Annotated in this window: 14 protein-coding genes; 2 read left to right on the forward strand and 12 right to left on the reverse strand. The window is 32.3% G+C overall.

Annotated elements, in window-relative coordinates; genetic code table 11:
• Positions 1–292: 292 nt before the first annotated feature.
• From ACSUE0_RS06015 to ACSUE0_RS06060, 10 genes are all read right to left on the reverse strand, one after another.
• The gene (locus ACSUE0_RS06015; protein WP_119614269.1) at positions 293–1,507 is read right to left on the reverse strand and encodes a helix-turn-helix domain-containing protein; all 1,215 of its coding nucleotides are present in this window, start codon (positions 1,505–1,507) and stop codon (positions 293–295) included.
• A 99-nt stretch (positions 1,508–1,606) separates the two neighbouring features.
• Positions 1,607–2,680 carry a YkvI family membrane protein gene (locus tag ACSUE0_RS06020; protein ID WP_436956528.1) on the reverse strand — a complete coding sequence of 358 codons (1,074 nt, stop codon included), beginning with the start codon at positions 2,678–2,680 and terminating at the stop codon, positions 1,607–1,609.
• Between the two features lie 303 nt (positions 2,681–2,983).
• Positions 2,984–3,757, reverse strand: a complete 774-nt coding sequence (locus ACSUE0_RS06025; protein WP_436956530.1) for an SDR family oxidoreductase — start codon at positions 3,755–3,757, stop codon at positions 2,984–2,986.
• 218 nt (positions 3,758–3,975) lie between these two features.
• Positions 3,976–5,334, reverse strand: coding sequence for a gluconate:H+ symporter (locus ACSUE0_RS06030; RefSeq protein WP_119614272.1), 1,359 nt, complete (start codon positions 5,332–5,334; stop codon positions 3,976–3,978).
• 209 nt (positions 5,335–5,543) lie between these two features.
• Entirely contained in the window at positions 5,544–7,082 is a 1,539-nt protein-coding gene (gene gntK / locus ACSUE0_RS06035) for a gluconokinase (RefSeq protein ID WP_119614273.1), read from the reverse strand.
• Between the two features lie 35 nt (positions 7,083–7,117).
• Complete coding sequence (locus ACSUE0_RS06040) at positions 7,118–7,798, reverse strand: GntR family transcriptional regulator (protein WP_039069717.1); 681 nt, start codon at positions 7,796–7,798, stop codon at positions 7,118–7,120.
• Between the two features lie 209 nt (positions 7,799–8,007).
• Positions 8,008–8,454 carry a hypothetical protein gene (locus ACSUE0_RS06045; RefSeq protein ID WP_436956532.1) on the reverse strand — a complete coding sequence of 149 codons (447 nt, stop codon included), beginning with the start codon at positions 8,452–8,454 and terminating at the stop codon, positions 8,008–8,010.
• 36 nt (positions 8,455–8,490) lie between these two features.
• Entirely contained in the window at positions 8,491–8,673 is a 183-nt protein-coding gene (locus ACSUE0_RS06050; RefSeq protein ID WP_259338060.1) for a MerR family transcriptional regulator, read from the reverse strand.
• 134 nt (positions 8,674–8,807) lie between these two features.
• Positions 8,808–9,503, reverse strand: coding sequence for a GTP pyrophosphokinase (locus ACSUE0_RS06055; protein WP_119614274.1), 696 nt, complete (start codon positions 9,501–9,503; stop codon positions 8,808–8,810).
• A gap of 327 nt (positions 9,504–9,830) precedes the next feature.
• The gene (locus tag ACSUE0_RS06060) at positions 9,831–10,244 is read right to left on the reverse strand and encodes a DUF2188 domain-containing protein (RefSeq protein WP_119614275.1); all 414 of its coding nucleotides are present in this window, start codon (positions 10,242–10,244) and stop codon (positions 9,831–9,833) included.
• A gap of 183 nt (positions 10,245–10,427) precedes the next feature.
• Here ACSUE0_RS06060 and ACSUE0_RS06065 point away from each other — a divergent pair, with 183 nt between their 5' ends.
• Together ACSUE0_RS06065 and ACSUE0_RS06070 are read left to right on the forward strand one after the other, a co-directional pair.
• Positions 10,428–11,588, forward strand: coding sequence for a hypothetical protein (locus ACSUE0_RS06065; RefSeq protein ID WP_436956534.1), 1,161 nt, complete (start codon positions 10,428–10,430; stop codon positions 11,586–11,588).
• Positions 11,588–12,805: a 5,10-methylene-tetrahydrofolate dehydrogenase gene (locus tag ACSUE0_RS06070; protein ID WP_119614277.1), complete on the forward strand. Its 1,218-nt coding sequence runs from the start codon at positions 11,588–11,590 to the stop codon at positions 12,803–12,805. The genes ACSUE0_RS06065 and ACSUE0_RS06070 overlap by 1 nt, the downstream gene beginning before the upstream one ends.
• Positions 12,806–12,954: 149 nt before the next feature.
• Here ACSUE0_RS06070 and ACSUE0_RS06075 read toward each other — a convergent pair whose 3' ends face one another.
• Positions 12,955–14,823 (reverse strand): FUSC family protein, encoded by a 1,869-nt coding sequence (locus tag ACSUE0_RS06075; protein ID WP_436956535.1) that lies wholly within the window; start codon positions 14,821–14,823, stop codon positions 12,955–12,957.
• A 479-nt stretch (positions 14,824–15,302) separates the two neighbouring features.
• Entirely contained in the window at positions 15,303–16,001 is a 699-nt protein-coding gene (budA, locus tag ACSUE0_RS06080; protein WP_119614279.1) for an acetolactate decarboxylase, read from the reverse strand.
• Between the last annotated feature and the right edge of the window lie 100 nt (positions 16,002–16,101).

Raw genomic sequence — 16,101 nt, forward strand, 5'->3', positions numbered from 1 at the left:
AATAAAACAGTCAACACAAAAATAACAACGTTGTTATAAATGTATAATGTACATCCTTGTGATTTAAACTGAGATAACACGAATAAAAGCTATAACTAAAGTATATTGTAAAAATTACATAGATCGAAACTATCTATTAGAAAATACACTACTTAATTTGTTTTAATATATTGTAAAATTGCATTTTCCATACTGTTTTGATTGTTTTTTGAGACTATTTTTACATTTTTTATAATTTTTTTACCAAAACAACAACTTTCTTTATAAATTTTAATTTTTTGAAGTTAATTTCTTAGTAAAATTCTTTATGCTCTGTTCTATATTTTAATGGAGGCACGCCATATTGCTTTTTAAAGCATTGTGTGAAGTAACTTTGTTCTTTAAATCCTACATATGAAGCAACTTCAGAAACTGTCATCTTAGTTCTAGCAATCAAATCACGTGCTTTTTTAATTCTCAGTTCAATGATATATTGTGAAATTGATTTGTGAATTTCTTGATTAAATATTCTGGATAAATAACTAGGAGCTAAATCAACATGACTAGCTAATTCTTTTAAGGTCAGCGTATTGTCCAAATTTCTTTCTATATACTGTATTACTTTACTTACTTTTGGACTGTATGCATTGGCTTTTGTCTTCATAGCTCTTTCCGCATACTCTTTAACAATTTCATGAATAATTTCATCAAGCATCTCACTGTCCATAGTCTGATCAATGATAGCAGCAAATCTCTCGGATATTTCATCAATGTGAATTAAGCTAATACCTGCCTTTTCTCCTGCCTTTCGACATAACGTATTGATAAGAAATGCTTTATACTGTTCATTAGATATATCATCTTTAACTCTACGTAACCCTGACACAGATACATTCATTTCATTTAAAATTGATAACGCTTCTGTCACATTTCCATTTTCAACTGCAGTAAGTAATTGATTCTCTAAATTATAGCGTTGTTCTATTTCTTGTAATGTATAATCCATTTGTGCTCTTGATTCAGCTAACATTTCTATAGTTGAATGAAAATTGAAATCAATCTTCACTGTTTCATAAACAACGTTTCTCTTTTTTAAAAAGCGAATTGCTAACCGACACATCTTTTGAGCTTTAACATGGTGACACAAAGGTATACTAAGTAAATACTGTTTTAATATAGACAACTTTGATATTTTAATATCTGCTCTTTGCAGTAGCTCATTACAACGTCGTTCATTCGGTCTTTGCTCCATATAAGGTCCAATGATATAAATCTGCTTATTTTTCTTAAATTTAAAAATCAAAAAATTAACATCAAAACTATTGGAATAATGATAAATTTTATTACTATTCATATGAACAATAAAATGCTTAAGCTCAGTTTTAAACTGTTTTCTCGCAGTATTTGTAAATGGTGTTTTAATATGTGTGCTAATACCCTTTATATCACTCATATCATAACCTTCTAATTGGATACCCAATAGCTGAAGTGCATTCATTTGTAAAATTTCTAACGTGTTCTCATTCATAAAAAATCACCCCATTCCTTTATTTTATTATAACTAAAAATAAAGGAATGGGGTTGTAAATTTAATTTCATTTTATTCTAATAGCATTTTTTAAATCGTTTATGCATTTTTATTATTAAACTTAAGTTTAAATGGCGCATAGCACAATACCAAAATAAGTACGAGCCCTAAATAGCCAATTAATGGATAGAATATAGCTACTAAATCTGTAAATCCGACAAAACTTAAACATAATCCCACAATAACTGCTATCGTATAGAATATTTTAAATCTCATCGTATCTACTACCGTAAAGCGTGACGCAAAAGCATAAAACATTCCTAATCCAGTATTAAATATCATACCGAATATAACAATTGCCATGATAATACCTAGCACTGGCGAAATATTATTTACAATACCTAACATCGGCATATCCATATCTCCAACAACATCAATTTGTGTGAAAATAGCCAAGTGACTCAATACAATCATAATACCTAAAGCAAGACCACCAATTAATCCACCAGTTGCAGCAACCTTCGTATTCTTCTCTGATCCTCCCATGACTATAGCCATTGAAGCACCAACAGCAGTATTAAAGGAAGCATAGTTCACTCCAGCTACAAACCAGTTTGGTAATGTTGAAGGTTTAGCGTCTGATAATGTATTAAGCTGTGAAAATGGTGTATTTGTAGTAATAAAACTATAAACTGAAATGAGGATAATAAATATAATTAAAAATGGCGTTATATTGCCAATAACTTTTACCACACCTTCAACCTTTAACATACCCGCTAACAAGATTAATGCAGTCATTAATAACGTACCCACAATAGAAGGTAAACCAAATTGTTGATTAAGATTTGAACCCGCTCCTGCAATCATTACTACACCTACGCCAAATAATGTAAAGATAATAACTAAATCAATAATCCAACCAAGTACTTTTCCTAACAATGATTTTCCCGTTATATTATGTATCACTTCTTTATGAGAATCTGTTTTGAATTTACTACCTAGCCATACCAGCATCATACCCACATAAGTAAATAATGCAGTTGTAATAATTGCACCAAACGTTCCCATAATACCAAAACTAGTAAAATATTGAAGTACTTCTTGGCCAGAAGCAAAACCAGCACCTACAATAACACCAATAAATGCACTTGCAATTAATAAGATCCTTTTCATAATGTAATCCCCCTAAATTAAAAAGACAAAATAACTTACCCCTTAAATCATCATAAAATGATTAAATTTATATAGTTTGACTTTCTGGCTCACTTATAAATCAATATCCCATTTATCATATACATAAAATGAGCAATCATTTCTACATTTTATCATTTAAAGCTTAATTTATGTTGTATTTTCAATAGTATATCTTTCAGATGACCATTTAGTTTCTTGCTAAACTTCAATATTCCATAAAAAAAGAGACAAGTATAAACACGATGTACTTGCCTCTTATAATTAATTGCTAATAATAACTTGTTATCTTAATAAATAACCGCCATCAACAGGTAATGTTATCCCTGTAACATAGTCAGATGCACTACTTGCCAAAAATATTAAAGGTCCCATTAAATCTTCGGGCACTCCCCATTCACCAGATGGTATATGCCCTTTAATTTCTGGCCCTCTTATTGGATCTTCTTCTAATACTTTAGTCATATCAGTACGAATGTAACCAGGAGAAAGTGCATTCACTTGAATATTATAAGGAGCTAGTGCATCAGCGTACGCACGTGTAATACCAACAACGCCATGTTTACTAGCTGCATAAGGAAAGATATTTTTACCCGCACGATATGACTGCATAGAACCTATATTAATAATTTTACCAGTTTGCTGTTCTGTCATAACTTTAGCCGCTTCATGTGCCATATAATACGTTGCGTTCAAATTGATATCTATAACATTTTGCCAGTCTTCATCTTTATAGTCTAAGACATTATTTCGAATTTGAACGCCAGCATTATTTACTAAAATATCTAAACTTCCCCATGTTTCCACAGCTTGCGCAACAACTTTTTCTGCTGCACCTTCTTCTTTTAGGTCTTGTTGTATAAAAGACACTTTACCTTCGTTCTGTTCGACACTTTCTTTTAAAGCTTCCCATGCCTGATTTGAAGAACTTACAACTATGACATTAGCGCCATACATCGTTAATGCGATAGTATAATATTTACCTAAACCTCTAGCACCACCTGTCACAATTGCATTTTTTCCTTTTACAGAAAAACTATCCGTATTAAATTTTGTCATTTACAGTTCCTCCTTGTTAGTCATAATATTATTTACTTATATTATATAATTTTAAATTGTCATTGTGTTGATAAAAATAAAGGAGTCAGGTAGAAACCAAAGTTTGATTTCGCATACCTGTCTCCTCATTTTTTTCAGTATCATTACTTTATTAGTTCAATGAACGCTTATTATTAGATTTTTCATACTAATTTTTTGCTGTAATATATTTAAATAATTTATACAAAAATACTTAATATTAATATAAACACAAGTCCAGAAACTGAAATTACTGTTTCTAGTAGTGACCAAGTTAAAAATGTTTCTTTGACTGTTAAGCCAAAATATTCCTTAAACATCCAGAATCCTGCATCATTAACATGGGATAATATAACGCTACCTGCACCTATAGCAAGCACTACTAAAGCCACGTTAACATCTGACGCTTGTAATAACGGTAATACTATTCCCGTTGAAGAAATCGCCGCTACCGTTGAAGACCCTAGTGCAATACGTAGTACTGCAGCCACAATCCACGCTAATAGTATAGGAGACATTTCTGTACCTTCGAACAATTTAGCAATTGTATCTCCAACACCACCATCAATTAGTACTTGTTTGAAGGTACCACCACCTCCAATAATTAAAAGCATCATACCAATTGGATAAATTGCATTAGATACTGAATCCATAATTTCTGAATTGTTACGTCCTTGCTTAATTCCCATTGTAAATATGGCAAATAATACTGCAATAAGCATCGCCGTTCCCGCTGTACCTACAAAGTAAACTACAGATTCAAAACCGTTCGTCGCTGTTTCATTACCTGTAATTAACTGTACAATTGTAGAAAACAACATTAGGATAACTGGTGAAACAGCTGTTAATAAACTAATACTAAATCCTGGCATCTCAGCTTCACTAAATTCTCTTTGTGCACCTAATGCTGATATGTCACCTTCACGTGTATAAGCAGTTGGCGCGATTTTTTGTGCAATTTTATTAAATAATGGTCCCGCTATCAATGTAACAGGAATAGCAATAATAATACCGTACATTAACACATGACCAAGGTTAGCTTCCAATTCTTTTGCAATAACTACTGGTCCTGGATGTGGTGGCAAGAAGCCATGTGTCACAGATAAAGCTACTACCATTGGTAAACCTAATTTCAACTGTGATACATTTGCACGCTTAGCTATAGTAAATACTAATGGTATTAACAATACTAATCCCACTTCAAAGAATAGTGCAATACCTACAATAAATGCTGCAACCAGCATTGCCCATTGTACATGTTTATAGCCAAACTTTTTAATCAGCGTGTCAGCTATACGCGTCGCGCCGCCACCATCAGCAAGTAATTTACCTAAAATGGCGCCAAGTCCAAAAATCAAAGCAATATGGCCAAGTGTACTGCCCATACCATTTTCAACAGTTTCTATTATTTTATCTAAAGGCATTCCCAGTAATATTGCAGTTACAATAGATGTAATTATTAATGAAATAAAGGTATTTAATTTCAAGAAAATTATTAATGATAGTAATACGATAATACCTATTACCACCGTAGCCAATGGCCAAATTGTTTCAAACATCATCGTTCTCCCCTTCCATAATAAAGAATGAATATAGCTAACAGACATAACCATCTCATTCTTGGTAACGCTTTCTTTTTGTTCTAAAAAAACTTTTCTAACTGTGCTATTTAATAGGTATGTAGGAAAGGTAATTAAATAAATTGTCACCCAATGACAACTACTAATTACAGCTTTCCTTCTCCTCCAACCTACTTACTTGATTATCATTAATCCATATGTTCACGTTGGAACGCTGAAATTTCTGTATAACGATCTTCTAATGAACGGCTTAAGTTTATAAATATTGAAATTAATTGTTGGTATATTTTCACATTGTCCTCATTTGGTTTATGTTCATTTGTAGTACCAACCATTTCCTCAATAATTGAGAAATCCTCAATTTCTCCTAATGCTTTCATTCCTAATACACAAGCACCTAAGCATGAGCTTTCATAACTTTCTGGGACACTTAAATTAGTATCGAAAATATCTGCCATCATTTGACGCCAAACTTCACTTTTAGCGAAGCCACCAGTAGCTTTAATAGTTGATGGCGTCTCATACATAACCTCAATCAAGGCTAAATAAACTGTATAGAGATTATAAAGAACACCTTCTAAGGCAGCTCTAATCATGTGTTCCTTTTTATGAGATAACGTCAATCCAAAGAAAGAACCTCTCGCATCAGCGTTCCATAATGGCGCTCGTTCACCTGCTAAATACGGGTGGAATATTAGACCTTCTGCACCAGGCTTTACTCGATTAGCAATTTTAGTTAGTACATCATATGGATCTACTCCTAAACGTTTTGCTGTTTCAACTTCACTTGCTAATAACTCATCACGTAACCATCGCAGTACTACGCCGCCATTGTTAACGGGGCCACCGATAACATAATGATCATCTGTTAATACATAGCAAAAGATTCTTCCTTTATAATCTGTACGTGGTTTATCTATAACGGTTCTTATAGCACCTGAAGTACCTATAGTTACAGCAACCTCACCTTTTTTAAAAGCGTTCACACCTAAATTAGATAATACACCGTCACTTGCACCAACAACGATTGGTGTATTCTCATCAATGCCCATTAATGTTGCATAACGACGTTTCATACCTTTTAATATATGTGTCGTTGGTACAAGTTCAGGCAATCGCGATTCGTTAATACCTAATAGTTCGAGTGCTTCTTTATCCCAAGATAATGTTTCCAAATTCAACATACCTGTTGATGATGCCATAGAATGATCTATTACAAATTTCTCGAATAATTGATAGAAAATATACGTTTTGATATCAGCAAAAATAGCTGTTTGATTATATATTTCTTGTTGTTCATGCTTCATCCAGAATATTTTAGATAATGGAGACATAGGATGTATTGGCGTTCCAGTCCTTTGATAAATCGCATCACCGTTATGGTTATTTTTAATTTCTTCTGCGTATTTGCTTGCTCTATTATCTGCCCAAGTTAAATTTTCAGTCAAACGTTGATTGCTAGCATCCATTGCTATAAGACTATGCATTTGAGCGCTAAATGAAACTAATTTCAAGTCCTTTTTATCAATATCAGCTTCTCTCATGACATATTTGATTGTCATTAATACCGCATCAAATAACTCATCTGGATTTTCTTCTGATATTTCGACATTCGGTGTATGCAAAGGATAACCGATATTATGTTTCATTATAAATTGACCATTTTCGTCATAAAGCACTGATTTCGTACTTGTTGTGCCTATATCGACACCTATCATGTATTTCATGCTTTTGCCTCCCGATTCTTTACTACATTAAAATACTAAGTTAACCAAAAGCTTTCGATATCATCACCTACGTCATCAAAGTTCAAATGAAATGCTTCTTTCAATTTATGCGCATCTTTATTTGCAATTGCTTCAATAAATACTTCGTGGTTTTGATGAATTCTTTCAAAGTCTTCTGGGTTTTCATTCATTCGTTTACGCATAGATAACAAAATAAGTGCTTCCATTACTGGGCGTAAGTTATTCCAACATGTTTTTAAGTATTGATGTTTAGACGCCATAATTGTTACTTCATGAAATTTCATATCATGTTCAGTAAAAGCTTCTGCGTCTTCAAATTTAACCGCTACCTTCATCATTTCCAATTGTTTTCTTAATTCTTTTACAATTTGATTATGCATTAAGGGCTTAATTCTACTGAACGCAAATGACTCCAGCATAATTCTTAAATCATAAAGTTCTTTTTTCTCATTATCATCAAACGGTAAAACTTCTGCACCCATTCTTTCTAGATGAATTAATTGATCTTGTTTTAACAATTTAAAAGCGTCTCTAACTGGTGACCTACTGACGTTAAATTCTTTGGCAATTTGATTTTCTGTTAATAAAGTGTCAGGTGTTATCGTACCATCAACAATTCTCAAACGAATTTCAGCTGCAATCATTTCGCCTTTTGACACACCGTCTAACCATTGTTCAGGATATGAATAATCCACTAAAATACCACCTCTTTATCAATACGATATACTTGTATACAAGTATGGTAATACACAACTGTCAATATTGCAAGCGCTTGCAATTATTAGTTAATATGGTGAATGGCATAAAAAACCGACACATCAGGTTTTATAGACCTAACATGTCGGAAAAAATTTTATTTAGTGAGTCTAATGTAAACGTGTAAACATTTTATTTCTTATCTTAATTACAATTTTCTTAGTAAGTTTGAATCTTCAATTGTCTGTCCAATTGCCATACAATGACTAACCTCATGACAATAAGGGCACTGTAGTTTTCTAGTCTTCGATGTATGTGATGCAAAGAGCCAGGATTTTATATTTGGTTTAAAAACTTCCTGACAATTTGGACAAACATATTTAAAATGCTTATAGATAAAACGCGTCAAATAGACTGCAAAAATCATCAAAAATGGTAATACAACAAAACTCGGCCACCACTTTCTCATAATAATACTTGTTACAAAAGCCGTATATTGTACAATCGCCATCGGTAACACTCGATATACAATTGCTCTTGTTAATGTGCTCACGTTTCCTTTATTTGATACATATTGACTGGTTTCTAACAATTTATTTAATGGGGCCTCAGAATCTTTGCTTATATAACTTTTAAATTGCTTCATTTCTGCCAAAAGCATTTGATTTTTTTGAATTTCATGCTCTTTGTTTCATGCTCTTTGTTCAATCATGGATCGTATCGTCTTTAATTTATTCTCTTCTACAATAATTTTTTTAATATCTTTCAAACTAAATCCAAAGCGCTTAAAAATTAAAATAATTTCTAAATCTTGCTTACTTTGCTCGTCAAATACACGTCTTCCATTGTCTTCAGTCTTAGTTGAAGTTAACAGACCCTTCTTATCATATTCTTATTGAGACATTACATCGCTTTGCTAATTCACCTGTTTGATATTGAGTCATATTTTTTATACCTCCTCAATAAAAAATATACATGATGACGTTACGTAATTAGCAAGCAATTTAATTAATTTTTAAATACTTCTGAGTAAATATCTTGTAATTTGCTTTCTACAGAAGTAATATCTGTTGCACACTGCTTCAATACAGATCTATATTTTTCTGTGTTCTCACTATTTTTATAACGAATTTTATGTTCTAGGCTAGCCCACATATCCATCCCTATTGTTCTTATTTGTATTTCTACTGGTACAAGCTCCATAGAATGTGCTAAGTAGACTGGTATAGTCACTACAATATGCAAACTACGATATCCATTTTCTTTTGGATGTTCAATATAATCTTTACGCTTTATCAAATTAACATCTGCTTGTTTAAGCAATAAATCTTCAATCACATAAATATCATCCAAATAATTACAAACCACACGGATACCGGCTACATCTAATATATTCTCTTTTGCAGATTCTGTACTTATATCACAGCCCTTACGTGCTAATTTGTTTATCAAACTTCTCATCTCTTTAACACGACGTTCCATATGATGTATTGGATTATGTTTGTACATCTGCTGAAATTGATCATCTAATATATCTAGTTTTGTACTTACTTCTTTTAATGCTGAAGAATATAGTTGTTCCAAGGCAACAAAACCAACAACCATTTCTAGAGCCTCTTCCGACTCATTAATATGGTCGATACTTTCTTTAAATTCTTCCTTCAAGTCGTCTACATTTAACGAAGGTTTACGTTCTATGTACATATTTCGTACCTCCAATTAATCACTTCTTATAGAGCATTATAGCTAATTCTAATTTACATTTTAAATATAAAGCTATACTTCTCTATAATTTCCACCATATTGAACGCGTGATGGTTACCAAACTTTATTTATTTTAGTCAATTAATATCCATAAAATTACAAATAAAAAGAGCAAGACAGAAATCAAATTTTGCTGAAATGATTTCATTGTCCCGCCCCGACACGTATGGCTAAGAATTAAAGACTAAATTGTCCTCAACATCTACTTATGTCAAAAACTGTTTTACTATTTCAACAATTATATAATCTTACGAATAGTCCATGTAGTTATTCATTCTTTTTATACTCTATAATTTCTGTTTCTCGGTTATCTGCAATATTTCGTGCACGTTTCAGCGCATCTTCTTTTTTAAAAAAAGTATCTGAGGCTTGTTTTGCACCATCTGATTTAACTTTCCATTCTTTGTCTTCATAATACACATGAACGTCTTTTTGGTTTAATTCCGGATTAGCTGAATCATCTTGTTTATGCTTTGTAATTTTTTTGTTTTTTAATTCTTTTAATTCACTGTCTGAGGCATCTCTATACCAAGATTCAGCTTGTTTAGTTGCGATGGGAATTACATTTTCTTCCTCATAACCATCTTTTAACATGGCATTGCCAATATCAATTGCTTTCTTGCGTTCTAACTCATCAAAATTTTTCCAACTTTGCGGATAATCTTCCATTGTCCAAGGCATGACCACCACTTCCAATCTATTTATTCATGCTTATTGTTTACCACTAATAAATTAGTATAAACTGTTCATTGCACTCAACTCATTTTATAGAACATAAAGCTAATAATGATTACTCGTTGTCATAAAGGGAATTGTAGTACATATATTAAGTTGATAAATTCTATACAGATTGGAGGGGCTTTTATGGCGAATATCACAGTTGGTTTAATCCCTTCACCTGATATGCCCCATAAAATGATAAATAAAATATACGATGAGTTACCTAGAGCAATTCAGGAACAGACAAATTATGAAAGTTGGCGCTTTGATAAGCATGTTGCTTCTATAGTTGGTACTGCTGAACATATGGACAAAGCAATGGATATAGCAACAAACATGAAAAAGCAAAAAGAATGGGATTATGCCATTTGTATTACTGATTTACCAAATTTTTCTAATCGAAAAACAGTTATCTGTGATATAAATTACGATAATAATATCGCGCTCATTTCACTACCCGTCTTAGGGGCAATAAAACTTAAAAAGAAATTAAAACATTTCATCACTTATGTCATTCAATTATTACAAAGCGGTGGTTCTGACAAGCAACTTCTTAATAAACGACATTTTAAATTAACTAAATTCAACACTGTAATTCCTAAAGAAGAAGCACAGGATCAATATCATCAACGTATTATCGTAAAGTCCACAACTATAGGATGGCTTCATTTAATAGCAGGAATGACCTATGCCAACGAACCATGGTCTGCAATCTTCGACTTTAAAAAAATAATTTCAGTTTCATTTGCTACTGGAACATATATATCGATTTTCTCTACCCCTTGGGATTTAAGTTTAGAATATGATTATTGGCGGTTTATATTACTTATGTTGTTATCTATATTCGGGATGGTTGGCTGGCTAATATATTCTTATAATTTGTGGGAACAACAAAGTCCTAAAACTCAAAAATTATATAGATATATTTATAATTTCACTACAGTGACCACTTTAACTACCATCACACTCTTTAACTTTTTAAGTTTATTTCTATTACTTACAGTTAGCACTTTACTCTTTGTCCCACCAGAATTATTTTCAAACTGGACAACACTTAACAGTAAAGAACCTACTTTAATTAACTATATTAATTTAATTTGGTTTATAACTTCTCTAGGTATCTTGGCAGGTGCAATGGGTTCAACAGTAGAGAATTCAGAAAAAATCAAACGTGTAACTTATTCATTTAGACAATATTATAGAAATAAACAGTTAGAACAAGCAGACGAAGATACTTATGATAAACACGAAGAACATCACTCTTACGTAGGACAGAAACAAACACATAGAAAGGAGCGTAATTAATGTGTAGTAATATTGTGAAAATAGGCTTAGTTGCAGCTCCCGGCGTAACTGAAAAAATTGCTTGTCATCTAAAAACAGAGCTACCAGAATTACTTGCCTCACATTTTTCTGAAGACAATGAATGGCAAATTGAGACAATCATTGACCCTCTTACAGGTTCTGCTGAAACCGTTCAAAAAATATTTCGCAAAATTTCTGATTACCAAAATAACAACGCATGGCAATATACAATTGGCCTAACCGATTTACCAATCGTTAGAAACGGAAATGCTGTTGCGTTTGATATCAATAGTAGTAATGGCGCAAGTTTAATCTCTATACCGTCTTATGGTTGGCGCCCTATAAAAAAACGGCTCCAACGCTCTATATTAGGTATTATTGAAGCTATTGATGAATATAATGAATCAAATATGAAACAAACGAAAGGTGAAGATGAAAGCGAACAGCAATTGGATGCTCAATTTCCCTTTTCAAATTTAGTCACAAAAACTGAATACTTTGAAGATACCAATTCACAACACACGTTATATTATGTTTCTTCAAATACAAAAGGTTCATTTCGTTTAATTAGTGGTATGACATTTGCAAATAATCCTTTTAATATGTTAAAGAGTCTTAGTAATGTAGTTGCGATAGCCTTCACCACTGGTGCTTTTGGTATCGTTTTTACTACGATGTGGAATTTAAGTTTTGTCTACTCTGCATGGCGCATGCTATTAATTATGTTGGTTGCCATTTTAGGTATGATGGTATGGATTATTGTTGCACATAATTTATGGGAATCATCAAAAGAAAGTAACAATAAACAAATAACAATGTTATATAATTTAACAACTACTTTAACTTTAACTGTGTCTATTGTTTTTTATTACTTAATTTTATTTTTTCTTTTTTTACTGGCTTCACTAGTAGTTTTACCGCCAGGCTATTTAGGACAAACACTACAGTTAAATGGCTCTGCTAACTTCATTACTTATATTAATCTCGCATGGTTTGCAACTTCTATTTCTACCGTTGCCGGGGCAATTGGTGCTGGTTTAAATAATGAATCACAGATATTAGAAAGTACATATGGTTATCGACAAAAACAACGGTACCAAAAAATGGCCGAAGATGAAAAAGAACGTGCTGAAAGAGAAGAAGATGCTCAAGATGCAATCAAAACAAAAAAACAAGAAAGCGAAGCAAAGGCTAAGCAATATAAAAATAGCGATTAGATTCTTACACTTACCGATAGTCTAACCCAAGACAAACCGCAGTCTACTCCAATTTATTATATTCAATGTAAGAACTGACATTCTCTATACAAACAAGCCACCCTTAATGCTAACAAACTAGCAAAGGGTGGCTTATTTTATACATTCAGTTATAATGACGCTTCTTGTCTTACATTCATACAGTTAGTTTGAATACTCAACAATGACGTTTTCAGATGTGCATATTGAGGTAAATTTGGTAATGTTTTCCATTGAATATGATTACCTCTTTCAAAGTGTTTAGCAATATTCTCAAAAACCAATAAATAATTTCCCATCGTATCATCATCTATATGATAACGTTGTTCATTACTTAACGCTCTTGTCAGTATAAAACTGATTTCTTCCAAAGCATAAATACTTGGATAATAGTATTGTATCACCATTTTATTACTAAATATCTCACCATTTGCACTGTTATAAACTTGTGTCATATTATTTAATTTAACGCTGAGTTTTAGCATTTCATGTTTATCTTGTTCCCTTGAAGCATACTTATTACTTGAGAATAGATAATGGAAAATGACTGCCTCATCTCTAGCAACTGCTGCTAAAGTATCTGGCAACATAGATGAAGCCGTTTTTCTGCCAATAAATAGCAAACAAATAACTGCTATGAGGATACCTACTATAACATCTATTACTCTTGGTAAAGCAATTAAGATAGTCAAATGGTTAGACGCAAGTCCATTTAATAAAATCACTTGTATTGTAATAAATATCACTGCAAACGAATAATTGGCACCGACGAACATTTCAGTTATACCTGCTGCAACTGCCAATAATATAATTGCTACAGGAATTGGCGGCGTTGCTAATAATATTAGTGATAAGAATAATACACCAATAATGGTACCAATTCCTCTAGCTCCTGCACGTTCAAAACTATGCAATGTAGTCGATCCTAATAATACAGTATGTGCACTTAATGGAATCCAATAAGCTTTCTCAAAATCGAACATGAGCGCTATAAAAATAGCAATTGCCATGATGACGATATAACGTACTGTATTTCTAAACACAAATGAATCTAAAGTTAAATTTTGCATCATGCGTTGTCCATAAATTGGTACCCGAATATCTATTTCATGTTCCACTCGTTCACTGTCTGCATTCATAATCGCATCTACTTTAATAATACTATCAACTAAATTTTGGTATACAGCATCTACTTCTACTTTTTGTGTCCATTGACTCGTTGTATTACCATGTGAATAAACACGTTTAATTACATAATCTGCCATCTCTTTTATTTCTTCTGGCAACGGGCGTGCATCCTTTTCATTCAACTCCAATAATTCTGAATGGATACCTTGTGCCGTATTATGTAACAATAACAGTCGCTGAAACTCTGCTGATTCTTTTGATTCCGCTGTACTTGATGTGATGAGTTGAATATCTGAATTTCTGAATGCCGTTACTGCAAATTGTGACGCTTTGGCAAATGCCTTTGCGTCGTCAAAATTATAAATCAATTGCTTGATAATATTGTAATCATTTTTAATTGCTTTTGATTCTGTAGATTCTTTGGATAGCAATATTACTAATATCACAATAACAGTTGCTAATAGTCCTCCGACAAACATTGCGCAGCCTCTTGTTAAAGCTTCTTCTGGAGCTACAGGTAAGTTGATTGGCAAACTAAATGCAACGATAAAAAACGTGGAAGACGGTCCAGGGATATTAAGAGAGCTAAAGATGTAGTATGGTATCACCGAAACAACTAAAAGTAATATACCAAATATGATTGGTTGGCTAACGGTTAAAGTCCCTAGAACCATAGCTAAAGATAAACCTATTGCTGAAAAGAGCACCATTCGTAATTTAGATTTAGCCGGACCTCCAAAGACATAGATATGTGCCAAAGTACCAGTTGAAATTAGTAACCCTATAGAAAAATAGCCAGTGACATAACCAATAAGTAAAGGAATTAACATTAAGATACATTGTCTAATTCCTTTTGTTACATCAATCTTCATCGAATCGAACCGTAGTAAAGATTTTATATAATTAGTCAATATTGTCAAACATCTCCTTTTCTATTTTATTTTACAATGATATGTATAATTTTATTAAATTTTCCGCCACATAAATAGAGCGGGACAGAAATCAAAGATGTGATTTCCTATTCCCGCCCTCATAAGGCTGATTAAATAGTTAAAAGTCTTGTATTGAAACATGCCATCTTAATTATTCGATAATCGATTTGCTATGTCCACCCTAAACAACAACTAACATTACTTACTATATTAATACGCTTGATTATTAAATAGCCATATGATTTAGTGAATTTGTTCCTAACTTATTTAGTTTAATAAAATATATAAAGTCATCTTAAATATATATACTTATCTAGAAGTATTACTTCTCTATTTTAACACTTTTTCTAAATTCTTCTAGATGCGATTAGTATGAACACTTTTCAAATTATTCAACTGAAAATTAATGGTTGTTATTTCTACTCGGCTTCTTTAATATCTTCTTCTACATTTGAATAATCAATATCTGCTTCTAAGAAAGTTTGATTATTTACTGGGAAATGTTGTTCTAGTGTCTCTATATTACTCAATTCAACAATACCATGATTCATTTCAAAATCTAGTACGTGCCCTCCGACAGATTTATGATTATCTACAAAGTGCAAGTGGAAGCCACTAGCAGCTATGCCATGAAATAATTGTGGGGAATAAAAGCCGACAATTGTACCTTCTATTTGTTCATGCGTGAATTCTGGCTGGCGCTTAGCAGATTCAATAAGTTTAGTATATGGTTTCTCTTGTTTTGGCATCATACGCACATGTACCATTTCAAATTTACCAGTTATTTTTACAGCGATAAAAATATTGTCGCTTAAAGCCTTTTGTTGTACTTTATTCAATAATGTTTCAGAATCAGTTATATTACGAACATCAAATTGAGCATCTGATTTGAATGGCGTAACCGTTGCAAAAGGTGTTAGCTCATCGCCCTTCAACTCCTCGAATTCTCCATATTCATTTGCGTGAAAAGCTCGATTATCTAATATAATCACTTCACCATCAGAACCTGTGAGTGTTCCTATACCTAAATCACCATGTTCTAAAATTTCATTAATTGTTGCAGTACCTTCCAATAAACCCGCCATTAACGTTCCTAAAGTACCATGTTGATATAACATTATTTTTACACTCCTAAAACTACTTTTCTCTATCAAAATCATTATTATATTACCCGCAACATAAAATTATACACTTATTAATATGATTAAAACAGTATCT

Origin of the sequence: Staphylococcus sp. AS1337 (assembly GCF_051408735.1) — a bacterium.
Classification (GTDB): domain Bacteria; phylum Bacillota; class Bacilli; order Staphylococcales; family Staphylococcaceae; genus Staphylococcus; species Staphylococcus xylosus_B.